Consider the following 24,941-nt stretch of genomic DNA (forward strand, 5'->3'; position numbering starts at 1 on the left):
CCGCATACTCCCCTCCGCAAAATCAACCTTCTGTTATGGGTGGTCGACGAAACCGACGCGGGTGTCAATCGAACCGGAAGTTCCGTTCCGCTACGTTTTTGCACTCTCCCCGGGATTAGTGGTGTGTGCCACTGGAGGCCCCCGCTCGCATCGTCCGCGAACTCACGAGCAGGGGGTACAACGCTGACCGCGAGGCCGTGACGCTCATCGCCTCGGCCGACGACCCCGCCCGCGCGCTCGAACGCGCCGTCGACGAAGCGCCGGAGGGCGCGCTGACTCTCTCGGTCGAACACGTCCGAGACGTACTCGACGCTGACGCCGGGGGAGACCCCGCTACGATGAACGAATCGGCGTCGACCCGGGCCGGCGCTGTGGATGCACCGCCGGCGGAGAACACGACTGACGCGACTGACGCCGCGGCCTCACCAGAGACGGCCGGCTCCGACCGCCCGAACCGGGACCCCTCTGCTTCGACTGCAACACCCGACGACGGACGACGCTCTCATTCTAATAACTCTCCAGACGAAACGGAGGGATCGACGGGCCGTTCTGCCGACCAATCGGTTCGGTCTATCGAGATCGGAAACGACATCACCGGCAGGAGCACCGGAACGGGCGAATACGAGGATTTCGTTACCGTGTTCCGCGACCGGTACGACCGCCTCGGAGAGAAACTCCGGACTCGCGTGAATCACCGCCCCGCCGAAGCGATTCAGTCAATGCCCGGCGGGAGCGAAGCGGCGATAGTCGGGATGATAAGCGACATTCGCTCGACTGCGAGCGGACACTGGCTAGTCGAACTCGAAGACACGACGGGCACGTTTCCGTGTCTCGTCATGAAAGACCGCGACATCGCGGACCTAGTCGAGGAACTGCTCTGCGACGAGGTGATCGCCGTGGAGGGAACGCTAGCGGACGACGCCGGGATCCTCTTCGTCGACTCGCTCCACTTCCCGGACGTTCCCCGTACGTACTCGCCGAACACCGCCGACCGCCACGTTCAGGCCGCCCTCATCAGCGATGTTCACGTCGGCAGTCAGGAGTTCATGACGGACGCCTGGCACCGCTTTACCGACTGGCTTCACACCCCGGAAGCGGAAACCATCGAGTATCTGCTGATCGCCGGCGATATGGTCGAGGGCGTCGGCGTCTATCCGGACCAGGACGAGGAACTCGACATCGTCGACATCTACGAGCAGTACGAACGCTTCTCGGAGCATCTCAAGGAGGTGCCGGGCGACATCGAGATCGTCATGATCCCCGGCAACCACGACGCCGTCCGCCTCGCCGAGCCGCAACCCGCCTTCGACGAGGAGCTCCGCGAGATCATGAGCGCCCACGACGCCCGCATCACCGGCAACCCCTCGACGGTCACTATCGAGGGCGTCTCCGTCCTGATGTACCACGGCGTTTCGCTGGACGAGATCATCGCGGAACTTCCCGAAGACAAGGCCAGTTACGACGAACCACACAAGGCGATGCATCACCTCCTGAAGAAGCGCCACGTCGCGCCGCAGTACGGGGGCCACCTCCGCGTCGCGCCCGAGGAGAAGGATTATCTCACAATCGACAGCGTCCCTGATATCTTCCACACCGGCCACGTTCACAAGCTCGGCGTCGGCAAGTATCACAACGTGCTTTCGATAAACAGCGGCTGCTGGCAGGCCCAGACCGAGTTCCAGAAGTCGGTCAACATCGATCCGGACGCCGGGTTCGCGCCGGTCGTCGACCTGGACACGCTGGAGCCCACGATCCGAAAGTTCCACTAAAAAGCCCTTGTGCGCCGCTGGCGCGGCGCACTGCGCCCTTTTTATGTCCACCAGGCCCGCCAGTCTGCGCGAGTCGTCTCGATTACGACGACACGCTCGGAGTGCCTGCCCTTCCCCGTCACTCACCCGCGCTCACTGGCGAGGCGACTCCGTCGCCACGCGATGCTCGCGCGGCATCGTTCGGCCGAGTGACTAGCCAGAGGTTTATAAGAAATCCCGCGGCCAGACAGTTCGTGCCCTAACGAATCGGCGCGAGGGCGGACGAGGCGGGTGTACGGCGATCCCTCTCGCGACAACACGTGCCGTCTGTTCGTTATTATCGCGCGGCATCCATCGCACTCTGCAAGTCCGATCTCGGATCGTCGACGTGTGCGTTGTCAACGGTCCTGACGAGACCCGCGTTGAGTCCCACGGCAGGCGCTACTCGGGCGGGAGAGACGTGAGTCATCGTCGCGGTCGTTCGATGATACGCTCGAGACGGACGAACGGGTAACCGAGCGTGCGGACGACAACCTCCCATCCCTTGCTACGGTTCCAGACGGTATTTCACCGTCGGTGTTCCCTCGAATCGGGGGCCGGCCCCGCGTTCGTCGAATCCGATGTTCCGCGCGGCGGCGGCGACGTGCGGGACGGTTTCGGGTGCGATCAGCTCGACCGACATATCTTCCTGTTCGGCGAAGCGAACAGGCTCACCGAGCAGTCGCTCGCAGGCATCTTCAGTGCCGTCCAGTTGTGTGACGTGGACGCAGTCTTCGCGCGCGTCGAAGCTCACGAACCCGAGCAGATCCGGCCCCCCTTCGTCTGCGTCGGCGTTCGGATCGGTCTCTTCTTCCTCTGATTCGGCGACGCGGACCGTGCGGTCGTGTACGAGGTTCCGCATTACGTCGGTGGGAGAGTCCGCGATCCCGGCGAGGTCGTCCGCGTCCGCCTCCACGGCGTCCCGTATACGCATCACCTCCATGGTATCGCCCCACACAGAAAAAACCGTGGCGTGCGAGCGGTGGTGACGGGCGGCACACTTTCAACCCGTCGGCCACAATCTACGGGGTATGCCGGAACGCCCCGACGGGACGGACCGTTGTGACTTCTGTCGGCTTCCGTATCCGACACCTCCGATCGAACTCGCTTACGAAGGGACGACGTACGAATTCTGCTCGACCGCCTGCCGGGACGCGTTGCAGTCGTCCGATCGCGTGTTCACCGAATACCACGGACACAGGTGCTTCGCGACGGGCGTCTCAGCTCTCGACACCGCGCTTCCCGAGGGTCTCCCGCGTAACTCTCTCGTTCTCCTCTCGGGCCAGCCAGGTACTCGTCCCGGGGCGCTCTACGCCGAACTCGTCTGGCGAACCCTGCAACGCGGCGAATCTGCGGTCTTCGTGACCTTTCAGGAACCGCCGATTTCGGTCGTCGAAACGTTTCTCATGCTTGATTGGAACGTCCTTCCCTTTCTCGAACGAGGTCAACTACGGATACTCGACTGTTTCACCTACCGCGTGGAGGACCGCAACCGCATGCTCGACCGGATGAGCCAGTGGAACCAACACCTCTCCAACGTTACCGCCCCTGCGACGAAGTCGGTCCGTGACCCGAGCGACATGGCCGAACTGGAGAACAAACTCGACAACTGCCTCGAAACCGAATCGATGGTCGAGGAAGGTATCGTCCTGATCGATTCGCTGACCGAACTCGGAACGCTCGTCCAACCGGTCCAGGCGTACAACTTCGTCAAAGATATCCGCGCCGATGTTTGCAAGGGTCGATTCGTTCCCGTCTTCGCCGGAGCGACCTTCTCCGGACAGGCGGAGTCGTTCCCGCACGACCTGGAGTACATCGCGGACGGGATCGTGGACATGGAACTCAACGGCGAGATCGTCGACGACACGCTGCTTCGGCGGATCCGGGTCCGAAAGATGAACAACGTGCTCACCATCTCGGAGTGGGCGACCTACGAGTTCACGAACGGTACCGGTCTCGTCACGTTCGACCCGACCGAGGAGATGGCCGCGACTGACCAGGGGCCCAGAGAGTCCTCGAACGGGATGACTGACCCGGTTCGGGGCTCTGAGAGGTCTTCCGGGGTTCGAGAGGCGGATTGCGACGCGTCCCCTCCGGACCCTCCCAGTGCGGACGCGCCCGGCGCTGACGCCGAGTCGGATATCGACTCTTCCAACGAGTAGCATTCGGTTGCACCGCGGGGCTCCAGTCGGACGGCCCGACGACTCGACCCGGCACGGGTCCCGAGCGGGAACGCTCACAAGTGGACACCGTTTCTCCCCCAAAATTACCGGAGATGGACACAGTTATCAGCGCGGTACGGCAACGGTATTCCATGATCGCAGTTAGTCCGAATCCACGGGTGATCGGATGCGCGTAGTCGCGAAGTTCGGCGGAACCAGCCTGGGCAGCGGCGACCGCGTCAACCGCGCCGCGGACTCCATCGCCACCGCCGTCGAGGCGGGTCACGAGATAGCCGTCGTCGCGAGCGCTATGGGGTCGACGACCGACGAACTTCTCGACGAGATCACATTCGAGACGGACGACGCCGACCGCGCTCAGATCGTTAGCATGGGCGAACGGACCAGCGTGCGGATGCTCAAGGCCGCACTCGCCGCTCGCGACATCGAGGCCATCTTCCTCGAACCCGGCAGCGAGCAGTGGCCGGTGATCACCGACGCGGCGGGCGAGGTCGACGTCGAGGAGACGAAGCGTCGCGCCGCAGCGCTCGCTGAGCAGTTAGACGGCGTCGTTCCAGTGATCACCGGGTTCCTCGCCCAGGACCACGACGGCAACGTCACCACACTCGGCCGCGGCGGCAGCGACACCACGGCCGTCATGCTCGGCAAGTACATGAACGCCGACGAAGTCGTCATCGTCACCGACGTCGAGGGCGTCATGACCGGCGACCCCCGCGTCGTCGAGGGCGCGCGCAACGTTGGCAAGATCACGGTCGACGAACTCCGAAACCTCTCGTTCCGGGGGGCCGAGGTCGTCGCCCCCAGCGCGCTCTCGTACAAGTCGAGCAACATGGACGTACGCGTCGTCCACTACCAGCACGGCGACCTGCTCACAGGCGGTACCCAGGTCGAAGGGGAGTTCAACAGCCTCGTCGACATGCGCGAGGAGTCGCTCGCCTGCCTCACGGTCGCCGGCCGGGCCATCCGCAACAGCTCGGGCATCCTTCAGGAACTCACGGCGGCGCTCGGCGAGGCTGACGTCAACGTCGACGCCATCGCCAGCGGCATGGATTCAGTCACGTTCTACGTCGATGAGGCCGCCGCCGAGCGGGCCGAAACCGTCCTTCACCGCGAGGTCGTCGACCAGGAACCGCTCTCCAGCGTCACCGTCGAGAGCGGTCTCGCCGCCATCCGCGTCACCGGCGGCCAACTCCCCAATCGCTCCGGCATCATCAAGGCTATCGTCGACCCGATGGCCGACGCCGGCATCAACCTGTACGACCTGATCACGAGCGCCACCTCGGTCGCCCTCTTCGTCGACTGGGAGGACCGCGAGGACGCGCTGGAGATCATGCAACGGCGGTTCTAAGGAACGCCCTTGCGAGCGCTTGACAGCGCTCGTTGCGCCCTTTCAATGTCTTCCGGAGGACGCTTCGCGCCCTCCGAGCCGTCACTCTCTCTGTTCGCGAAGACGCCAACGAGCGCCGCAGGCGATCGTTCCAGGTTCGCCAGTCTGCGCGAGTCGCCACGGTAGTGGCGACACGCTCCGAGTGCCTGCCTTTCCCCGTGTGCTCGCGACGAGACGCGAGCACGGCCGCTGGTTCGTCCGGGCGTAACCATCCTTCGGACCAGACGGTCGCTGGAACGCTCGACAGGAGTTTTATCCGCGCGGCGAGTATCCGTGCTATGGTTGAACACACCGCGACGTTCGAGATCGAATCGGCGTCCGACGCGCGGATCGTGTCCAGGGCGCTCGACGAGTTACACAACCGATTTCGGGAGGAGGACTTGGAAGTCGGAGACGGCAAGCGGGGAATGAACGAGATGGTCGAGGAGTTCAGGTCCCTGCACGAACAGATCGACGCCGATTCTACGGGAAAACTGGTGGTCACTTACACGGACGAGAACCCGGAGAACGATCCGTAGCACCCTACCGTGGTAGCGCGACCCTCGGAAGTGTTATCCATGTATGAGCACTACGTATATTTGCAATGGCAAACGGAACTGTTGATTTCTTCAACAACACTGGCGGCTACGGATTTATCGAGACTGAGGATGCGGACGACGACGTTTTCTTCCACATGGAGGACGTTGGCGGTGCAGACCTCGAAGAAGGCACGGACATCGAGTTCGACATCGAAGAGGCCCCCAAGGGCCCTCGCGCGACGAACGTCGTTCGCGAGTAAACGCGGACTATCGTTTCACGACGATCGCTGTAAACGACATTTTTCGAGTACACTACCCCCACGAGTCGGGACTCTACGGTACACGGAGTGCAGTACCGACGACTCGCCGCACCTGACGCGGCGGGGACGTACGGGCGACTGCCGCGATGTTTTTCACGCTCGGTTCTGTCACGGCTACTATGGCTGACCGACTGACGACGGTGGACACCGTCCGGGAGGAGGGGTCCTGGCTGTTCACCATCCGCGACGAGTACGGTGAACTCGACGAAGCCATCCTCGTCCCCTGCGATGACGAGGAGGGGGACGACGTCGAGGCGTGGATCAACCGCTGCACTCACGAGGCTCAGCGACTTGACCGCGGATTCGGCGCGGCGATGCGGGACGGCCAGATCATCTGTCCGAAACACGGGTCGATGTTCGACTCGTGTTCGGGCTACTGCGACAACGGCGACGCCGCAGACACGACGCTTCCCGGCGTCGACGTGACTGTCACCCACGGCGACATCTATCTGACTGACGACGACGTCGCCTTCGAACACGAGGGCGGTATCGACGACGATAACGACGGTCCCGATTCGACGTCGCATATCGGCTTCTGATCCCCGAACGGACCGCTAACGGTCACCATTCGCCACCAGTGAATACGTCTGTCCAGCGGAGTCGGTGTACCTACCGCCCGCCGGCGAATCTGTCTGCCGTCACCCAGATACTCGCAGCTAGTTTGAACAGCAGGCACTCCCTTGTGTGCGCCGTGAAAGCGCACAAGACCAAAGTGGTCGAACGGATCGAACTACCCGACCGCGAGGCACGCGAGGCTAATCTGGACGAAGCGGGCTACAACGTGTTTAACCTGAACGCTGACGACGTGTACGTCGACCTGCTGACCGACAGCGGCACCGGTGCGATGAGCGACGAGCAGTGGGCCGCCCTCCTCCGCGGCGACGAGGCCTACGCCGGCAGCGAGAGTTTCGCCGAACTGGAGTCCGCCGTCGAGGACGTGATGGGGTTCGAGCGGGTCGTCCCCGCTCACCAGGGACGCGGCGCGGAGAACCTCCTCTACGGCGCACTGGTCGACGACGGCGACGTCGTGCTCAACAACACGCACTTCGACACGACTCGCGCCCACGTCGCCAATCAGGGCGCGGAAGCCGCGGACTGCCCTGCTGAGATCGCCTTCGACGCTGACGCCGACGCTCCCTTCAAAGGCAACTTCTCGGTCGACCGCGCCCGGGAACACGTCGAACGGGTCGGGGCCGAGAACGTACCGGTCGTCGTCCTGACGATAACTAACAACTCGGCGGCCGGACAGCCGGTCAGCGTGGCGAACACCCGCGACGCCCGCGAGTTCGCCGACGAGATAGACGCGACGTTCGTGATAGACGCCTGCCGCTTCGCGGAGAACGCGTACTTCGTCCGCGAACGCGAGCCAGGCTACGAGGAGGCGTCGGTGGCGTCCATCGCCCGCGAGCAACTCGACTACGCGGACGCGCTGGTCATGAGCGGCAAGAAGGAAGGTCTCGTCAACGCCGGCGGGTTCGTCGCCGTCCGCGACCCCGACCTGTTCGACCGCGTCAAGCAACGCGCCATCCTCTTCGAGGGGTTCCCGACGTACGGCGGGATGGCCGGTCGCGACCTCGCGGCGATGGCCGTTGGCCTCCGCGAGGCGGTCGACCTCGCCCGCGTTCGAGACCGGATCGAACAGGTCCGCGACCTCGGCGAGCGACTCCGCGATGCGGGCATCCCGCTGTACTGGCCGCCGGGCGGACACGCGGTGTACGTCGACGCCGGTGAGATGTTCGCCCACGTCCCCACCGAAGAGTTCCCCGGGCAGGCGTTGGTCTGTGAGCTCTATCGGGAGGGCGGCGTTCGCGCCGTCGAACTCGGCGAGTTCGCGTTCCCCGGAACCGACCGGCCCGACCTCGTTCGACTGGCGCTTCCCCGTCGGACGTACAGCCGAGAACACGTCGAACACGTCGTCGACACGTTCGCCGCGGTCGCTGACCGAGCGGACGCGATATCCGGGTTGGAAGTGATAGACGAACCCGAAATGGCGGAGTTACGCCACTTCTCGGCGCGACTCCAGCCCGTCTGACGCCACGGAAACGGGTCACTACCCCCGATCTCCGCCCGTCCCGTCGATAAACGCCTGCAGGTCGTCGTAGCAGTCGAGGCAGAGAAACTGCGACGACGGTTCGACCGCTTCGCCGTCAGGGTCGACTACTTCGGTTTCGACTGTCGCGTGCCGCTCCTGAGTGTCGATGGTGGTGTTGCACCGCCCGCAGTCGAAGGTCGGCATCACCGGCCGAACAGTCGCTCGGGAAGCGACCTGGACTGGGTCTGCTGGCCCCGTCCCAGCCGACTCCGGAGACCACCGCTCTGTTTGGTCTGGCCGCCGCCGAACCGCCGCTTTACCTCCTGTCGGATCATGTCGATGTCGGCCACCTTGTCGGTCCGCCGCTGCTCGGCGCGCCGCAGGAACAGCCCGACCGCGAGAAACATCGCCGCGTCCTTGAGTTCCGAACGGAAGCGCTGCCGGTCGTTTCGCAACACGAACGCCTTCAGCAGCGACAGGCCGCCGATGGCGAAGTACAGTCGTGAATCCGTTCCCCTTCCCCTGAACATGTCTGTCACAGACATCGCATCGGGTATACTCCGCACGACGGGTTAACTGTTCGCTCGTACCCCTGTACGGACCATTCAGTTCGCTTACCGCCCCTTCTTCAGCCGGGATCCGATCTTCCGCGGGAGGCCGGCCTCCTCGACTACCCGTTGCACTTCAGCGACGTCGTACTCGACCCGGTACTCCTCGACCGTCAGCGCGTCGAGATCGAGAACGGCATACGCGGCCCGCGGGTCGCCGTCCCGCGGTTGACCGACGCTGCCGGGGTTCATCACGATTCCCTCCTCGTACTGCTCGTGGCCCTGAACGTGTGTGTGACCCATGATCAACGCGTCCTCGTCGCCCAGCAGATGCGGGGAGAAGTCGTCGGGATACGTGTACCGGTCCGGGTCGTCGGGGTGGCCGTGGACGATTTTCACGCGGCCGTCGCACTCGACGCGCTCGTCCGGCAGCGCGGCCAGCCACTCGACCTGGTCGTCCGACAGCGTCTCTCTCGCGTGTTCGACGCCCGCGCCGGCCATGCTGTTGAACCGGAACTCGGTTCCGGTCGCCACTGCGCGGTCGTGATTGCCCATCACCGTCGGGACGTTCCGCTCCCGGACCGCGTCGACGCACTCGGCGTGCCAGGGGTTGTAGCCGACGACATCGCCGGCACAGAGCAGGCCGTCCACGGCCGGCATGTCCTCAAGCACCGCGTCCAGCGCCACCTTGTTACCGTGCACGTCCGAGATCACACCCAATCGCATGAGTACACTGAAACGGGCGCGGTCCTTGAGGGTTGTCCGCTCTTTCCGTCCTACTCGTCGCCGTTGACGACCGCCGTCTCGAACCCGCTGTCGGTCCGCGCGACACCGGCGGCACACACCGCGTGTTCGAATTCAAGGTCGAACGCTTCGCGCGCGGCGGTCTCGGCGTCGGTCGCCTCGAAGTCGAACGCCTCGGGGCTGTCCGTTTCGTACGTCGCGACGAGCGTCGGCTCCTCGACCCGCTCGACGATCAGTGCGTCCTTTCGGACGATGCCGACGTACGCCTGCTTGCCGACCTCGCCGTCGGCATCCCCGTCCGACGAGCGTTCACCCGACCCGCCGCAGAGGACGCCGGCGACCCGCGGCGTGTCGTACTCGTCTTTCTCGTAGTCAAGCGCTAGCAGGCTCTCCGCGAGGGCGTCCCGCGCGGGATAGCCGAGTTCGATCTTCTCGGTTATCGGGTCGACGTGCGAACCGTTGCCAAGCACCGCCGCGCCGCTCGCGGTCCGCACGCAGTTGTATGAGATGTACGGGTTGTCCGTTTCCGGTGCGTCCTCGGTCGGACCGACGGTCAGCGCGTCCTCGCGCTCCGCGATCCGGCGGTTGGGAAACGACCGGGAGGAGACGCGGTACGCGGCCGCGTCCGTACCGACGACGACGAAGCGTCCGATGTACATACGCGAACGTGGACGGAAGCGGGAAAAAGAGGTGTCGATACGCGTGCGTTCGACGGGTGGAGACGATCGCTTGTCCTGTCGTGTTCCCAGTGCCCGAGCGTAGGTCGCTGAGGTTCAACTTCTTTCGAGGCGGAGTCCCCTTTCTCACGGAGTCGTTCGAGAATCAGAGATTCTCGTGACTTAGACGGTGGGTAAACAAACTGCCATCGGAAGGGGCGCTATCCCATCCCGACTCCTACCGCAGGTGAAGGCGATCCGTACCGGAACGATGTGAACGAGTGACTAACCAGTCCTCTCTTTCAGACCCGAACGAGTTCGAAACACTCAAATGCGGAAACGCGTTACTGAAGGGTGAAGCGTCGGATAGCCGGAAACCGGCGAACGTGTCAAGTCCATTGGGGTAGCGGCCAATCCTGAAGCCTTCTGGGGGCTTCGACCCTGGTTCGAATCCAGGATGGACTACTCGAAATTCTAACGTCTCTCATTCCAGCAGTGGCACCTGACCGAGGGCGTCCTTTCCGGCGGGTTCGAGACGCTGCTTTCTGAAAGCGTTCTCCCGTCAGCCTTCGCTGCCGCCGGCGTTTTCAGGGACGAACCGAGCGGCGACCCAGCCGATCGCGGCCGAGATACCCGCGGGGATAGCGACGAACAGAAACAGCACGAGAAGCAGGCCGCCTCGTCCCTCGATGCCGCCGTCGACCGTGATCCCGGGACTGAGCGCGATCACGGGCACCAACAACAGTACGATAGCGACCGCGTAGCCGCTCTTTGCGACAGCGCCCTGGACTGTGCGGCGACGGACGAGATACGCGGTGGCCCCGAGCCACGCGACGAAACCGAAGGCGAGCGCCCACCCGCTCCCGGTCAGGACTGCCAGCACGATAGATCCCACTAGGCCGACGATAATCCCGCCGACGATGCCGACGACGACGGTGAGCGTATTATCCACGAGTCCGTCCGGAGCCAGCAGTTGCTCCGGGCGTTCGTTACCGGTCGAGGCGGAACTCTCTCCGGCGTCGGTCCGTTTCCCGGTCCCCGCTGACGGGGATCCCGTTTCGTCCCACGCGCCGTCCTCGTTAGTGTCCCCGGACTCGAGTTCCGCAGTCAGATCGGCCGAGCAGTGCATGCAGTAGGTCGCCGTCTGGCCGATGGGTTCGCCACACTCCGGACAGTGCGGGTCGCTATCGGCGCTGTTCATGCTCTGTCTCCCGTCTTTGAGGGTGTGGCGTTCGTGGTCATCGTCCGGATCTCTTTCACCTGAGCGTGTGGTACTGACCCTTCTAACTTATATCCGTGCGTTAAGGGGTTCGTTCTGTCGAGTACGAGAGTACGGTAGCGCATCGTCCCTCGTCGATCTGCGCAAATCCGCCTGACAGATGCTACCTAGTCACGAATTATCATTTTATCCACAGCGAACATATCGTGGCCCATGTCGCAACTCCAGGCGCACTACGAAGCGGTTCGAGAACGCCGCGGCTACGACGCGGTCGACGTGCCGATCGGTGACCTGTCGGCGTCGTACGGCCGGAACCGCTTCGCGTTCACCGAGGACGCCGACGCAGTGGCGCGAGCGACCCCGGCCGAAACGTGCGTTTCAGTGGGTCTCTCGATGACTGGTGCCCCACACGTCGGAACGCTGGGACAGATCCAGTCGGCCGTCGACCTCCAGCGCGCCGGATTCCACGTGCAACTGGTTCTCGCGGATATGGTGGTGTACAACGCGGGCGAAGCCGATATCGAAATCCTCCGCGCACGCGCCGAGCGCTACCGGAAACTCGCGCTGGAGATGGGGTTCGATCCCGAGCGCGGACGGATCTACTCACAGGACGAGTCTCACGGCGTCTTGCACACCGGATTCCTGCTCGCGAGAGACTACGATCCCGACGCGGGAGACGGACGGGACGAACGGTCGACAGAGTTCGAGGAGGCGCTCGACGCTGCCTACGACGACCTTGACGAGTCAAGCGACGCGACCGAGTTCTCCCGGGAGTTGTGCGGACTCCTCCTCGCCGCAGACTCGATCAACCCGCTGCTGAAAGACGAGTACGAGCGCGTTCTTCTCGCTCTCGGCGCTGACAACGTCGGCCTCGCTCGCCACATCGACGCGGTTCGCGAACGCGCCGGCGTCGACGGGTCAGTGGTCGGCCTGTACTCCCGACTCGTAGACGGGGTCGACGACACGCCCAAGATGTCGAAGAGCATCCCCGGTTCGAGCGTTCACCTCGACATGGATCCCGAGACACTCCGCGAGTCCGTCCGCGACCCGGATCTGGACGCGGACCGACCGGCGGAATCAGTCGTCTTTCAGATGATGCGTCACGCGTCGCCGTACTCGGCGTCGACGCTCGACGACCTGCGAGCGGTCTGCGGCGGGAACTCTGCGGGAACTCGTTCCGGCGAGCGCTGGTCCGAGGCCGTGCGGGAGTACGCCGACTACCTTGCAGATCTCGCCGAGACGTGGCGACGGACTGCCGGCTAGTTCACCCCTCTCGACGAAACGCTTCGTAGATCGCCGCCGCGCGCTTCGGGCCGACGCCCTCAACTGCCAGTAGCTCCTCTTCCGTGGCGGCGACCAGCGACTCGACCGACGGAAACGTTTCGTACAGTGCGTCCGCAGTCCCGGGACCGACGCCGTCGATACAGCCGTACATCCGCTTGGCGACGGGTTCAGTTCGGCTGGTCACTGCGCCGGTCGACAGGGCGCGCGCTGACGGCTCTTCGGTGTGTTTGCGCGCCAGGCGAACGGCAACGTCGGCGAGTCGCTTGCCGTCGCCGCACGGGATCACCGGCGTTCCTAACCGGGCGGTGATCGACGCCACGGTCCCCCGAACCGACGCGTCCGGGACGCCGGGCCGGCGGCTTTCGACCTCTCGGAGGTCCCCTTCGATGAGGACGTACGCGTGGTCGTACGTCTCGTTCATCTGCCGGACCTGCGCTTCCAGGTCCGACCCGACGCGACCTATCGTCGACTGCAGGTAGTCGTCGCTCGTCTTCCGTTCGAACCCGACGTTCCTGATGACGATGTCGCCGGCGGCGAGACGGCGGACCTCGACGGCATCCACGTCCGCGTGGCTCCGTAACGCCGCCGCGACCGCGGGCGGCTCCCGGTCGTCTACGAGTGCGGAGACGGCCATACGATCAACCGAACGTAGACGCCCGTTCGGTATGAACGTCAGGTTCGTCGCCGGCGCGGGACGGGTCGATACTCTCGCTCAGCGGAACGACGCTTCCGCGAACCGAAACGTCGATAGGCGTCACCGTTCATCTCGCCGACATGGTGTCGTCTGTCGCCGGGACGTTTTCCGCGGTGTTCGCGCCCGAGTACTTCGTCCTCCTCTGTACGCTCGCGCTGATCGGCTACGAATGGCGGGCCGCACCAGCGAGGAACTATCCGGGGCTCGCAGTCCGGGTAGGAGCACTCGCCGCGGCCTGGGCCGTCGCGTACGTCGTTTACGACGCGGGTCCAGTTCTCTTCGACACCGTCCCGGAGTGGGGGCCGGATTTCACCGGTAGCCTCGGCATCGCTGTCGGCTTCTTTCTCCTCTGGGCGGTCTGGCGGCTCCGAATCTGGGGACCGCTACTCCCGGCGCTTTCGGCGGTACTCCTCGGTCTAACCGTCCCTCACCTCCTGCTGACGCCGTTCTGGGACGTGTCGAGTCACGTTGCCTACGCCGCCGCACCGGCGGGCTATCTGGCCCTGCTCGACCGCCGGTTTTCGCCGCTGCTTGCCGCCCCGGTCGGAATGGTCGTCGCCCGTCCCCTCGCCGGCGCGCACACGTGGCCGGAATCTATCGGCGGTCTCCTGTTGGCCGCCGGCGTCCTCGCGTGCTTCCGGTACGTTCGGGGCCGGGAGAGTGACGCTTTCAATACCGCCGCGCGCGAGATCCGACCATGAGTAACCAGGAGGTTCCGACCCCCTCTGGACTGCCCGTTCTGGGCCACACCGTGGCGTTCGCCCGCGACCCGTTCGGTTTTCTCGACCGGGCTACCGGCGAGGCGGGCGACGCGTTCCGGATGGATGTCGTCGGGACGGACGTCTACGTCCTCACGCATCCGGAGCACTTCAGACAGGTGCTCGTGACGGACGTCGACCGGTTCGGGAAAACGGAGGATTTCTCGCGGGCGTTCGGCTCCGGCCTGCTCTCAACCGAGGGCGACCGGTGGCGGCGACAGCGGGACCAGCTTCAGCCGTTCTTCTACGCCGACCGGATCCGAGGGTACGGAGACACCATGGTCGAGCAGATAGAGCGTCGCGCGGAACGGTGGTCGCCCGGCGAGACGCTGGACGTTGCGAGCGAGATGAAAACCCTCACGCTCGAAGTGCTGTTCGCGACGCTGTTCGGACGCGAACTGGACCCGACGGCCGACGCGGACCTCTACGCCGCCGCGAACGGACTGAACGCGTGGTTCGCGCCGTCGTCGTGGGCGCTCCCGACGTGGGTACCGACGCCCGCGCGGCGGCGGTTCCGAAACTCGTCGCAACGACTCCGGGAGGAGGTCGACCGTCTCGTTCGGGCCCGGGAGCGGGCGGACGGCGCGGGCGACGACCTCGTCTCAAAACTCCTCGCAGTCCGCGACGCCGCCGACGGACGGGGTCCGACTGACGAGACGATCAAAGACCAGCTAGTGACGTTCACGTTCGCCGGTCACGAGACGACGGCGCTTGCCCTGACGTACACCTGGTATCTCCTATCGGAACATCCGGACGTGCGCGACCGGCTCTACGCCGAACTCGACGCGGTTGTCGACGGGCGCGAGCCGACCGCTGCGGACGTCGAGCGACTCGATTACGCGGATAGCGTCCTCCGGGAAGCGATGCGGCTCTACCCCCCGGTCCACACCATCCCGCGCCGAACCGAGGACGCAGTCGACGTCGACGGCTACCGCATCCCGGCCGACAGCGAAGTCCACCTCTCGGTCCGGCAGGTACATCGAAACGGGGAGTTCTACGACGACCCCGGCGCGTTCCGACCGGAGCGGTGGACCGAGGCGTCCGACCGTGAGAGACACGAGTTCGCCTACGCCCCGTTCGGCGGCGGCCGGCGAACCTGCATCGGCCGGGCGTTCGCGCTGTTCGAGGCGAAACTGGTGCTCGCGACTATCGGTCAGCGGTACCGCCTTGACGCGCCGGCTGACTTCGCCCTCGAACTCGACCCGCAGATGACGACGCAACCTGACGGCGCGGTGCCGATGGCCGTCACCGAACGCGACTGACTGCGTGGGGTGGTATGCGCCGCGTGCGAGCAGTTCGTCCCGCGTCTGGACGGTGAGGGAAGTGCCGCCGGTGGACGACTCCTTGGACCGACGAGATACTGGCCGGCGTCCAGGTGTCTCCACTGATAGCCGTCGTGAACCTGCGTGTCCTCGTGTACGATTCCGTCGACGAAACGGGTGAACGGCTCCGTCACCGTCCCGGCGTACGCGCGCCGGGGAGAAAAGCGCTAGTCGTCCTCCAAAACGTCGGTCTGTTCCTGGTAGCGGTTCCGGATAGTCACTTCCGTCACCTGCGCGACCTCGGCCACCTCCCGCTGGGTCTGTTTCTCGTCGCACTCCAGCGAGGCGGTGTAGATCGCGGCTGCCGCGAACCCGGTTGGGGACTTCCCGGAGTGGAGCCCTTCCTTCGCGGTCTCCTCGACTATCTCCCTTGCACGCGTCCGTACCTCCTCGTTCACGTCGAGCTCCGAGCTAAACCGCGGGATGAACTGCTTCGGGTCGACGGGTTTCATCTCGAGGTCGAGTTCCTGGGAGATGTACCGGTACGTTCGGCCGATCTCTCGACGGTCGACCCGGGAGACCTCGGTGATCTCCTCTAAGCTCCTGGCGATCCCTTCCTTGCGGCAGGAGGCGTACAGCGTCGCGGTGGCGACGCCCTCGATGGAACGCCCGCGGATGAGGTCCTCGTCCAGAGCGCGGCGATACATCACGCTCGATATCTCCCGGACGAACCGGGGGACGCCGAGCGCGGACGCCATGCGGTCTATCTCCGAGAGTGCCTGCTTCAGGTTGCGCTCACCGGCGTCGCGGGTGCGGATCCGGCGCTGCCACTTCCGGAGCCTGTGTAACTGTCCGCGCTTCTCGGATTCGATCGACCGCCCCTTCGCGTCCGTGTTGCGCCAGTCGATATCCGTCGTCAGTCCGCGGTCGTGCATCGTCTCGGTCGTCGGTGCCCCGACCCGAGACTTTTCCTGCCGTTCCTGGTGGCTGAACGCCCGCCACTCCGGCCCGTAATCGATCGCCTCGTCGTCGACGACGAGGCCGCAGTCGTCACAGACAAGCTCCCCACGGTCGGGGCTCTGGACGAACCGTTCGGTGCCACACTCCGGGCACTCGGAGTCCTCCTCTGTGCTCTCTGGTTCTATCTCGGCGCGACGGCCGCTTCGATGGGTGTTCAGGCGTGACATTGTGTGCATCCGGGAGATGACGGCGGCGACTGGCAGTCCCGACCAGACGGAAAAGCGCCAGCGGTTCGACCGACTGCCCCCATCCCCTCTTCTGTTTTCGCGTTACCGATCCCGACCCTTTGTTATGAACCGGCTATGATCGCCCGACCGAGGGCAACGTCTGGTTACTCGGTGACATACCACTGCGACGCCTCCGTACCAGTCCAGTCGGGGGGTTTGTACCCTTCTACGCGAACGTAAGGGGTGTCTTCCGGTGACCGTTCTCAATCGTTTCTGTCAATTACTGCGCCGCCCGTCTTACTAGATACCAAACAGAACAGTAACGTACAACTATACCCCGTTCCGAGCCTGCTTTGTACCGACTCCGAGACCGGCCGCCGGCGGAACGGGGTGTCGGTACTGACGCCGTACCATGGCGGTCTACCGCCGCGTTCGACTCCGGGCTGTTCTCTTACCGAACGTATCGTCGGCTATACGGACGCTAATTCGTCCTTTCTTCCGCCGCTATCCGCCGATGAGTGGGTTCGGTCGTCACTCTTCCCGGTCGTACGCACCCGCTTTCTCTAACCGCCCCCGCGCCGCCAGCACTGACGGCGTTCGACAGACGCCCGGGGCACCCGTGACCTGCGGCACCGTGCAGTTGTTGCAGCTCTCGCAGACTGTCCGGGCGGGAGGTTCGTCGAGCAAGCGCGCTCCGAGTCGGGGTTCGGCGTAGAACGGGCGGCCAACGCCGACCGCGTCGCAGGCGTCACCCAGCAGGCGCTCTATCTGCTCGCGGCCCCGGATCCCGCCTTCCGCGAGGACCGGAACGTCGACGCGGTCGCGGACGCGACGGCAGAAATCCGCGTTCCATCCCGGTTCGAAGTCGTACCGCCGCGACTGCAGTCGGTTGAGCGCGGCGACGAGTCGTTTGCGGAACCGTCCGCCGAACGCCGCGTCGTACCCTGTCTGGAACCGCTCGTCCGACCACGCGCGCTCCGGAAACTCGCCGCGGACGATGCTCATGTCCCACACCACGGACCCTTGTACCGGAACGACGGCGTCGTACCCTATCTCGCACAGCAACTCGGCGATCCGAACGCCGTCTCCGAGGCTCAGATGCCGTCGGACGAGCGCCGGAGCGGCGGTTTCGGCCGGCACTTTCGTCACCAGAGGGATCTCGCCCGCCCGCTCCCGGATCTCGTCGTGGACGACTTCGAGAAAGCGAACGCGCTCCCGGTGTGACCCGCCGAACTCGTCGTCCCGGCGGTTGTAAAACGGCGAGAGGAACTGCTGGACGATGCCCATGTTCGCCCCGGCGAGGTGGACCATGTCGTAGCCCGCATCGACGGCGCGCTCCGCGGCGGCCCCGAAGTCGGCGGCGAGGTCGTACACCTCCGCGGTCGAAAGCACGTGCGGGTCGTACGACAGAAAGCCCGACCTATCGAGCGCGCGGAGCTGCCAGGGGAGACGGGAGACGGCGAGTTGCTCCAGACCGGGATTCGCCTCGCGGTACTTCGCGTGCCACGTCTCCATGCTCCGGAGGCCGCCGTGTTCGAGTTGTATCGCGATCCGGCCACCGTGGTCGTGGACGGCGTCGGTCAGCGCGGACAGTTCCGCGACGAACTCGTCGTCGTGGACCCGCGTCATCCCGGGCGCGGCACACCCTCCCTCCCCGCGGACGATGGTCGCGCCCTGGAAGATCAGACCGACGCCGGACTCGGCGGTGGGCTCTAACTCCGCGATCAGCGTGTCGACGGCGTCCGGCCCGTTGCCGGCACACTCCAACAGCGGGGCGCGGTAGAGCCGATTCGGCACGGTGAGGCCGCCGATATCGACCGGATCTTCGAGCCGGGAGGACATGCTCTCACGTTGGAGTGCGCTCGTCAAAAGCGTTCAGTCGCGCATACTGCTGAACTCGACCTATCGAAACTACTTCTCGACTTCTAACAACGCCACTCGTTCGCACACCAGAGCACCGATATCCGCGTCCGTCGCGTCGCGTTCGGCGTCGGTCACGTCGAAAAAGTCCCGGAGTAGCTCTTCGTCGGCGTGTTCGACGGCGGCGGTCGGTTCGGTGATGTCGAGCTGTTCGGTCGCGGCCTCTGTCGCGCCCGCCTCGTCGTCCCCGTCTATCAGCACCACGACCGCCTGTTCGCCCTCGCTGACGCCCATCTCGAAGGCCTGGTTGATCTGTCGCCGCCCGGCGGCGTACAGCAGTATCTCGACGCCGCGGTTCCGAGCGACGTTCTCGCCGCGTTCGATAGCGCGGTCTGCGAGTTCGACGGCCCGTTTGAGATGGTCCCGGCCGGCGACGTAGCGGGCGTCGAACGCCTGCACGGCACAACCATGCTCGTCTCCGATCTCCCCCAGTCGCTCGACCAGCGCGTCGGTGTCGTCGACGGTCAGGCGGCCTTCGACCAACTCCATCAGAAATCACCCAGGCTCGCCTGTCCGGCGTCGTCCGACTCGTTCGCGGCGGACGATTCCGCCGATTCCTCCCGTTCGTCTCGCCCGTCGCCTCCGCTTCCGTCCGTCGACGGGACGGCGTCGCCCGTCGCCTCGTCGACGCCCTCCATTGAGGGGTCCTCACGCCCGGCGTTTTCGAGTACGTTCTCCGCGGTCTTGCGACGGCCGCGCAGTGCGCGCAACACGACCGACTTGTCGGCCTCGCGGAGTTCGGACCGCGTCTCGATGCCGGCCTCGTACAGGCGTCGTGCGCGCTTGCGGCCGACGCCGCGGACACCCGCCAGGTCGAGCAGTTCCTCGCCGACGCCGTACTGGACGCGCTTTCGCGCCTCGCGGATGGCGGTCTCCTCCCCGACGTCGAGTTCGTTCGCCAGTTGTTCGGCGGCGTTCAAGAGCCACTCCGCGGTGTCGACCTTGCCGCGGATGTCGCCCGGCCCGATGCCGTACTTCTCGGTGATGCGGTTCTCGTCCACTTCGCCGGCCCAGTCCTCCAGTAGCTTCGCCGTCTTCAGCGCGGCGAGCCAGTCCTCGAAGCGGCCCTCCTCGAACTCGCTCGGCGTCGCGCCGAGCAGTTCGCCCTCGCGCTCGTAACACAGTTCCATGTACTCCTCGTGGTCGCCCGACCGCAGGTACAGTTCGTACATGTCCGGCGTCCGCGACACCAGGTGATAGAGGCCGAGCGCGGTTGGTCGCCCCTCCACGGAGCGCAGGCCGTCGACGATCTCGGCGGCGCTCATCGGGTCGAGGTAGAGCCGCGAGACGGTGTGGCCGAGGGCCGTAGCTGTCAGTCTCCCCTCGTCACGGTCGACGAACTCGTTGCGTTCCAGATACTCCAGCACGTCGTCTGTCACGCGCTCTAGTCGGCCCGGCTCGGCGGACTGGGAGGCGTACAGGGTCCGCTCCAGGAACGAGAGCAGTTCGTCTCGGGACCCTGCGAACCCCGTCGCGACGGTGGCGAGGACGTGGGTTCGCAGCGCCGGTTCGGCGGCCAGTTTCGACCGGACCGGCTCGGGGTCCGCGTACACGTAGCGGTCGAACAGTTCGTCGAGTTCGTCGTGACTGCTGGCGACGAGCACCGCCTCGCCGTACGGGTCCATCCCGGGCCGACCCGCGCGACCCATCATCTGGTGGACCTCCAGCACGTCGAGCGGTTGCATGCCGCCGGCGGTGCCGTCGTAGCGCCGCCAGTCCCGGACGACGACCCGTCGGCTCGGCGTGTTCACGCCCGCCGCGAGCGTCGGCGTCGCGCTGATGACCTTCAGCAACCGGTCGCGGAAGGCGTCCTCGACCAGCGAGCGGTGGTCGGCCGCCAGTCCGGCGTGGTGGAACGCGGCCCCGCCCTCGACGGCGTCCGCAAGGTCTTCGCTCGTCTCCGTGTCGCTCACGTCCCGGATCTCGTCCGCCACGTCGGCGAGTTCCTCGCGCTCCTCGACGGTCAGATGCGGGTCGACCGTGTCGGCGAGTCGCCGCGCCGCGGCCTCGGCGTTCCGACGGGAGTTGACGAACACGAGCGTCGACCCGTCGTCTTCGAGGGTGTCCCGAACGACGGCGGCGGTCTGTTTCTCGCCGCTTCGCACCTCCAGTTCGGATTGCGTGCCGTCGTCCAAGTGGAGCGCGTTCCCGTAGTGGACCCCTTTCTTCAGGTCGATGGGCCGCCACGTCGAGTCGACGAGTTCGGCGTCCAGCCATTCCGCGACGTCGTCGGCGTTGCCCACCGTCGCCGACAGCGCCACGGTCTGGAGGTTCGGGTTCAACTGGCGGAGTTTCGCCAGCGTCACCTCCAGCGTCGGGCCGCGCTGGGCGTCGTCGATCAGGTGCACCTCGTCCGCGACGACACAGGAGAGGTCCTCGATCCACGCCGCGCCGTTTCTGACGAGCGAGTCGACCTTCTCGCTGGTCGCGACGACGATGTCTTTCGTCGACAGCCACTCGCCGTCGCTCTCGTAGTTGCCGGTTGAAACGCCGACTGAGACGCCGTACTCCTCGAACTCCTCGAACTCGGCTTTCTTCTCGCTCGCAAGCGCCCGGAGCGGGACGATGTACAGCGCTTTCCCGCCGGAAGACGCGCTCTGCTCGTCTGCCGAGCCGTCCGAGCGTGGCTTGGAGACGCCCCGCTGGATCGCCGACAGCATCGCCAGTTCCGCGATGAGCGTCTTGCCGCTCGCGGTCGGGACGCTCGCGACCACGTTCTCTCCCTCGGTAACGCCCGCCTCGACGGCCTCGGCCTGCGGGGGGTAGAGCTCCTCGATCCCCTGTTCCTGCAGGTGGTCCGTGACGCCGGGCGGGAGCCCCGACAGGTCCGCTGTTTTCATTACACCTCCGTAGGGGCGTCCTGCGGTTTAAACTGTCGTCTCGGGCGGTCAGTCGTCGTCTCGACTCCGCTGAGTGCGGTAGCCGAGGGCCGCTGTCAGGGCCGCGATGCCCGCCCCGATCCCGAACCCGTCGAGTTCGCCGGCGGCCGTTCCGGTGTCGTCGTCCGTCGTCGGAGTCTCCTCTGTCGTCCCGTCGGTGCTCGTCCCACTTGCCGTCGTCCGGTTAGGTTCAGCAGTCGTCCCGTTCGTGTTCGTTGTCCCGCCTGCCGTCGTCGTCCGGTTGGATTCAGTCGTGGTCGACTCCTCGCCGCTTGATTCCGGCGCCTCGACCAGTGCCAGAGTTGCGCTCGATCCGTCGCCGCCGTAGTCGCTCCCCGCCACGACGACGCGGTCCCCCTCGTTCGCCGGTAGCACCGACTCCCATTTGAGCCGCGGCGAATCGTCCACGCTCGCGTGCCACGTCGTCCCGTCGTCGTTCGCCCGAAACGCCCACGGCGGCCTGGCACAGCCCTCTCCCCAGTGGTAACCGCACGCGGCGACTCCGCCGGGAACGGTCGACACGTCCTTGATGTGCGGCTCGGGTTCGAACTCCGTTTGCTCCCACTCGACCTCCCACTCCGGACCGAGTTGCGCGAGCCATGTCGAGTTCGTTCCCGCAAGGACGAGGCCGCCTTCGTCGAACCGGTCGGCGGCGATGATCTTGCGTTCGAACTCCGCCGACCGATCGATCTCGATTCCGTCGCCGACGGTGACGTGCCAGAGCCACCCCTCGGCTTCGTCGGAATCGCGCGTTCCGGCGAGTACGACGCCGTCGTCGGCCACGACCTCCGCTCGGATCTGCCGTCCGTCACGGTCGTCGAACGTCCGAGACTCGCTGACTTCGCCGGCGGAGTCGAGGAGCGTGAGATGCGGGTACGTCGGTTCGGGGGACGGCGTCGCCACGCAGAGGACGACGCTTCCGTCATCGAGTTCGGCCGCAAACGTGTCGCGTCCGGACACGTCGACTGTCGTCGTCCACGCCTCGCCGCCGTCCGCGGCGGTCTTCGTTACGAACTGCTCAGCGCGCCCTTCGCCGGCGGTCCCCGCGAGCAGAAACCCGTCGTCCGCGGTGACGGCGACGGACGTCACTGACCGCCGCTCGTCGTCCCCGTACTCCCGTCGCCACTGCTCTCGCCCGTCGCCGTCGACCCGTCGGAGCCAACTGCGGCCGCTCGTTCCGGCGTCTCGGTCGATACCGGCGAGTGCGTATCCGTCACCGTGTGCGACCGCGTCGGTCACTTTGAGGGATTCGTCTTCCCCGTAGGTGCGCTGCCAGACGACGCCGTCTGCGACGTCTTGACCGACACACGATCCGTCGTCAGCGGCGGCCGGACTGCCGACCAGTCCGACGGCCGCGGCCGTCGCTAGGAACTGTCGACGTGAGAACGCGGAGGGCATTACTGGTGCTGATACGCGGCCGGGTAATCAATGTTGGCGTTACAGAGCCTCTCTGGGGGCCGCCGTCGACGGTGTATCCGCCATCTCTATGTGGACACTGCGCTTACCTTTGGGCATGAAAGTCGAATTCGACCGCGACACTTGCATCGGTATGTTCCAGTGCGTCGCCGAGTGGGACGGTTTCGAGAAAGACACCGACGCCGGCAAGGCGATCCTGGTCGACGGCGAGGAGGTCGAGGAGGACCTGGTCGTCCGAGAGGTGCCCGAGGACGAGGAACTCGACGCCAAGTTCGCAGCGCGGGCCTGCCCCGTCGACGCCATTGCGGTGTACGACGAGGACGGGGAACAGCTCGTCCCATAGAAAGCCCTTGCGAGCGCTTGGCAGCGCTCGCTGCGCCCTTTCAATGTCCGCCGGAGCGACTTCGTCGCTCCAAGCCCTCGTTCGACTCCGTCTCACGAGGACGCCGCCAGAATCGCTCCGCGATTCTCGCTAAGGCCCGCCAGTTTGCGCGGTCGCGGCGGTCGCCGCGACACGCTCTGAGCGCCTGCCCTTCCCCGTCCGCTCGGGGCACTCGTTACACTCGCGCACCCGAGCGTGGCCTTCTGCTATCGTCCTGTCCTCGTCTTCTTTCGGTCTAACTATCAGCTATCTGGGAACGCGAATCAACCGTATGAGACAGCTACATAGACATTTACCCCGTATGACAAAAGAATTATGTGAGACCATGATGTTTCACCCTATAGGTGAACGAGCATGCCGAACAACGCAGAGACCCACATCACGGAGTGGGCCGAACTGATCGGTGACTCGGTGCCTGACGCAGTACAGGAGGAGCGCGACGAGTCTGGGGACGATCCCTGGAACGTCGGGCGCTGACGACTGTGCTCTCTTTTCGCAGTTGCTGACCCCCGAACCAGCGGCCGCGCTGGCGTTCGCGAGCGTCAGCGAGCGACGTCAGCGGACGGGGGAAGGCAGGTACTCAGAGCGTGCGCTGGCGACCATCAGCGCTCGCGCAAACTGGCGGGCCTGGACCGACGCCTGAGGCGGAGCCGAAGGCGTCGTGGAGGACATTGAAAGGGCGAGCGAACACCTGCCAAGGTGTTCGCGAGGGCTTTCTTTACGAGATCTCGTCGTACTGCTCCGACAACTTGTCCGCGGCCTCGCCGAGCTGTTCGCGCTCGAAGGCGGTCAGGTCCCAGTCGATGACCTCCTCGACGCCGTCGGAGCCGATCCTGACGGGGACGCCGAAGGCGACGTCGTCGTGGCCGTACTCCCCATCCAGTTTGACGGAGGCCGGAAGCACCTCGCCCGTATCCCGGAGGACGGCCTCGACCATGTGGCCGACGCCCGTCGCGGGGCCCCACTCTGTCGCGCCTTTCTTCTCGATGACGTTCATCGCGCTCGTCTTGAGTTCTCCGAGGATCTCGTCTTTCTGGTCGTCGTCGAACTCTGGGTCGCGACCGTCGACGCGGACCTTCGAGAAGACGGGTACCTGAGCGTCACCGTGCTCGCCCAGGATGGTGGCCTCGACGTTCTGGACGGGCGCGTCGAAGCGCTCGGCCAGCACGTAGCGGAAGCGGGCGGAGTCCAGGCGGCCGCCGAAGCCGATCACTTTCTCGCGGGCGCGTTCGCCCGTCTCGTACAGGTGGCGGTTCAGCAGGTCGACGGGGTTCGACGTCGTGATCGTCACGAAGTCGTCGTTGTGTTCGGCGATCGACGAGCCGATGTCCTCCATGATCGGCGCGTTGTCGCCCGCGAGGTCGATGCGAGTCTGTCCGGGCTGGCGCGGGATGCCGGCCGTGATGACGACCACGTCGGACCCGGCGGTGTCCTCGTAGCCGCCCTGTCGGATAGTCGTGTTCGAGTCGTACGCGACGCCGTGGTTCGCGTCCGCGGCCTGTCCGATCGTATCGTCTTCTTTGTCCGGGATGTCGACGAAGACGAGTTCGTCGGCCACGTCACGGAGCGCGATGTTGTATCCTGCGGCGGCGCCGACCGTTCCGGCCGCGCCGACCACACTAACTTTCGTCATACCACGTAAATAGCGCCCGCGATTCACGTTAAAGACTTCGAAACCTCGAAATTCAGCGATGTTCGTCGGTCCCGGGTTCGTCGTTTGTCGAACTATTTGGGTTCGCAGTCCTTTTCGACCCCACGGCCCATCTAG

General features: G+C 65.3%; 25 protein-coding genes and 1 tRNA gene. 13 read left to right on the top strand and 13 right to left on the bottom strand.

Translation table 11 applies throughout. The features are described from left to right. The first annotated feature begins 125 nt into the window (after positions 1-125). On the top strand, positions 126-1,769 hold the full coding sequence (locus SM753_RS08830) for a DNA-directed DNA polymerase II small subunit (protein ID WP_323191316.1): 1,644 nt from the start codon (positions 126-128) through the stop codon (positions 1,767-1,769). Positions 1,770-2,295: 526 nt separating this feature from the next. Here the strand turns inward: SM753_RS08830 and SM753_RS08835 are convergent. Beyond that, entirely contained in the window at positions 2,296-2,721 is a 426-nt protein-coding gene (locus SM753_RS08835) for a hypothetical protein (RefSeq protein WP_135535188.1), read from the bottom strand. Positions 2,722-2,818: 97 nt separating this feature from the next. Between SM753_RS08835 and SM753_RS08840 the strand changes: the two genes are divergently transcribed. The 6 genes from SM753_RS08840 to SM753_RS08865 all read left to right on the top strand — a co-directional run bounded on the left by SM753_RS08840 (position 2,819) and on the right by SM753_RS08865 (position 8,224). Further along, a complete protein-coding gene (locus SM753_RS08840) occupies positions 2,819-3,949 on the top strand; it encodes an ATPase domain-containing protein (protein WP_323191317.1) in 1,131 nt (376 codons plus the stop codon). Between the two features lie 187 nt (positions 3,950-4,136). Further along, a complete protein-coding gene (locus tag SM753_RS08845; protein WP_323191318.1) occupies positions 4,137-5,315 on the top strand; it encodes an aspartate kinase in 1,179 nt (392 codons plus the stop codon). Between the two features lie 317 nt (positions 5,316-5,632). Next, positions 5,633-5,872, top strand: coding sequence for a hypothetical protein (locus SM753_RS08850; RefSeq protein ID WP_323191319.1), 240 nt, complete (start codon positions 5,633-5,635; stop codon positions 5,870-5,872). Between the two features lie 65 nt (positions 5,873-5,937). Beyond that, positions 5,938-6,132 (top strand): cold-shock protein, encoded by a 195-nt coding sequence (locus SM753_RS08855; RefSeq protein WP_135535192.1) that lies wholly within the window; start codon positions 5,938-5,940, stop codon positions 6,130-6,132. A gap of 179 nt (positions 6,133-6,311) precedes the next feature. After that, on the top strand, positions 6,312-6,731 hold the full coding sequence (locus SM753_RS08860; RefSeq protein WP_323191320.1) for a Rieske 2Fe-2S domain-containing protein: 420 nt from the start codon (positions 6,312-6,314) through the stop codon (positions 6,729-6,731). A 152-nt stretch (positions 6,732-6,883) separates the two neighbouring features. Further along, positions 6,884-8,224: a tryptophanase gene (locus SM753_RS08865; RefSeq protein WP_323191321.1), complete on the top strand. Its 1,341-nt coding sequence runs from the start codon at positions 6,884-6,886 to the stop codon at positions 8,222-8,224. 18 nt (positions 8,225-8,242) lie between these two features. Here SM753_RS08865 and SM753_RS08870 read toward each other — a convergent pair whose 3' ends face one another. The 4 genes from SM753_RS08870 to SM753_RS08885 all read right to left on the bottom strand — a co-directional run bounded on the left by SM753_RS08870 (position 8,243) and on the right by SM753_RS08885 (position 10,175). Continuing rightward, entirely contained in the window at positions 8,243-8,428 is a 186-nt protein-coding gene (locus tag SM753_RS08870) for a hypothetical protein (protein ID WP_323191322.1), read from the bottom strand. Then, positions 8,428-8,769 carry a hypothetical protein gene (locus SM753_RS08875; RefSeq protein ID WP_323191323.1) on the bottom strand — a complete coding sequence of 114 codons (342 nt, stop codon included), beginning with the start codon at positions 8,767-8,769 and terminating at the stop codon, positions 8,428-8,430. The genes SM753_RS08870 and SM753_RS08875 overlap by 1 nt, the downstream gene beginning before the upstream one ends. Before the next feature lie 69 nt (positions 8,770-8,838). Next, entirely contained in the window at positions 8,839-9,498 is a 660-nt protein-coding gene (locus tag SM753_RS08880) for a metallophosphoesterase family protein (protein WP_323191324.1), read from the bottom strand. A gap of 50 nt (positions 9,499-9,548) precedes the next feature. Beyond that, on the bottom strand, positions 9,549-10,175 hold the full coding sequence (locus SM753_RS08885) for an IMP cyclohydrolase (protein ID WP_323191325.1): 627 nt from the start codon (positions 10,173-10,175) through the stop codon (positions 9,549-9,551). 389 nt (positions 10,176-10,564) lie between these two features. Between SM753_RS08885 and SM753_RS08890 the strand changes: the two genes are divergently transcribed. After that, positions 10,565-10,637: transfer RNA gene (locus SM753_RS08890), tRNA-Gln, on the top strand. Positions 10,638-10,734: 97 nt separating this feature from the next. Here the strand turns inward: SM753_RS08890 and SM753_RS08895 are convergent. Next, positions 10,735-11,373 carry a zinc-ribbon domain-containing protein gene (locus tag SM753_RS08895; protein WP_323191326.1) on the bottom strand — a complete coding sequence of 213 codons (639 nt, stop codon included), beginning with the start codon at positions 11,371-11,373 and terminating at the stop codon, positions 10,735-10,737. Positions 11,374-11,604: 231 nt separating this feature from the next. Between SM753_RS08895 and SM753_RS08900 the strand changes: the two genes are divergently transcribed. Further along, entirely contained in the window at positions 11,605-12,654 is a 1,050-nt protein-coding gene (locus tag SM753_RS08900; protein WP_323191327.1) for a hypothetical protein, read from the top strand. A gap of 1 nt (position 12,655) precedes the next feature. On the opposite strand, the gene SM753_RS08905 is transcribed toward SM753_RS08900, so the two are convergent. Beyond that, on the bottom strand, positions 12,656-13,309 hold the full coding sequence (locus SM753_RS08905; RefSeq protein ID WP_323191328.1) for a helix-hairpin-helix domain-containing protein: 654 nt from the start codon (positions 13,307-13,309) through the stop codon (positions 12,656-12,658). Between the two features lie 140 nt (positions 13,310-13,449). On the opposite strand from SM753_RS08905, the gene SM753_RS08910 reads away from it, so the two are divergent. Both SM753_RS08910 and SM753_RS08915 read left to right on the top strand, forming a co-directional pair. Beyond that, on the top strand, positions 13,450-14,070 hold the full coding sequence (locus tag SM753_RS08910) for a hypothetical protein (protein ID WP_323191329.1): 621 nt from the start codon (positions 13,450-13,452) through the stop codon (positions 14,068-14,070). Further along, positions 14,067-15,389 (top strand): cytochrome P450, encoded by a 1,323-nt coding sequence (locus SM753_RS08915; protein ID WP_323191330.1) that lies wholly within the window; start codon positions 14,067-14,069, stop codon positions 15,387-15,389. The genes SM753_RS08910 and SM753_RS08915 overlap by 4 nt, the downstream gene beginning before the upstream one ends. Positions 15,390-15,616: 227 nt before the next feature. Here the strand turns inward: SM753_RS08915 and SM753_RS08920 are convergent, their stop codons facing one another. From SM753_RS08920 to SM753_RS08940, 5 genes are all read right to left on the bottom strand, one after another. After that, entirely contained in the window at positions 15,617-16,576 is a 960-nt protein-coding gene (locus tag SM753_RS08920) for a transcription initiation factor IIB family protein (protein ID WP_135535204.1), read from the bottom strand. Positions 16,577-17,107: 531 nt separating this feature from the next. Continuing rightward, positions 17,108-18,418: an NADH:flavin oxidoreductase gene (locus SM753_RS08925; RefSeq protein ID WP_323191331.1), complete on the bottom strand. Its 1,311-nt coding sequence runs from the start codon at positions 18,416-18,418 to the stop codon at positions 17,108-17,110. Positions 18,419-18,487: 69 nt separating this feature from the next. After that, positions 18,488-18,985 carry a KEOPS complex subunit Cgi121 gene (gene cgi121, locus SM753_RS08930; RefSeq protein WP_323191332.1) on the bottom strand — a complete coding sequence of 166 codons (498 nt, stop codon included), beginning with the start codon at positions 18,983-18,985 and terminating at the stop codon, positions 18,488-18,490. Continuing rightward, positions 18,985-21,336, bottom strand: coding sequence for an ATP-dependent DNA helicase (locus SM753_RS08935; protein ID WP_323191333.1), 2,352 nt, complete (start codon positions 21,334-21,336; stop codon positions 18,985-18,987). The genes cgi121 and SM753_RS08935 overlap by 1 nt, the downstream gene beginning before the upstream one ends. 48 nt (positions 21,337-21,384) lie before the next feature. After that, positions 21,385-22,773: a hypothetical protein gene (locus tag SM753_RS08940; RefSeq protein ID WP_323191334.1), complete on the bottom strand. Its 1,389-nt coding sequence runs from the start codon at positions 22,771-22,773 to the stop codon at positions 21,385-21,387. Between the two features lie 115 nt (positions 22,774-22,888). Between SM753_RS08940 and SM753_RS08945 the strand changes: the two genes are divergently transcribed. Together SM753_RS08945 and SM753_RS08950 are read left to right on the top strand one after the other, a co-directional pair. Beyond that, a complete protein-coding gene (locus tag SM753_RS08945; RefSeq protein ID WP_135535209.1) occupies positions 22,889-23,134 on the top strand; it encodes a ferredoxin in 246 nt (81 codons plus the stop codon). 393 nt (positions 23,135-23,527) lie between these two features. Then, positions 23,528-23,650: a hypothetical protein gene (locus SM753_RS08950; RefSeq protein ID WP_318282333.1), complete on the top strand. Its 123-nt coding sequence runs from the start codon at positions 23,528-23,530 to the stop codon at positions 23,648-23,650. A gap of 241 nt (positions 23,651-23,891) precedes the next feature. Here SM753_RS08950 and mdh read toward each other — a convergent pair whose 3' ends face one another. Then, positions 23,892-24,806, bottom strand: a complete 915-nt coding sequence (gene mdh, locus SM753_RS08955) for a malate dehydrogenase (protein WP_135535210.1) — start codon at positions 24,804-24,806, stop codon at positions 23,892-23,894. Positions 24,807-24,941 lie beyond the last annotated feature (135 nt).

The sequence above is a fragment of the Halostella sp. PRR32 genome (genome assembly GCF_034808085.1).
In the GTDB taxonomy this organism is placed as follows: domain Archaea; phylum Halobacteriota; class Halobacteria; order Halobacteriales; family Natronoarchaeaceae; genus Halostella; species Halostella pelagica.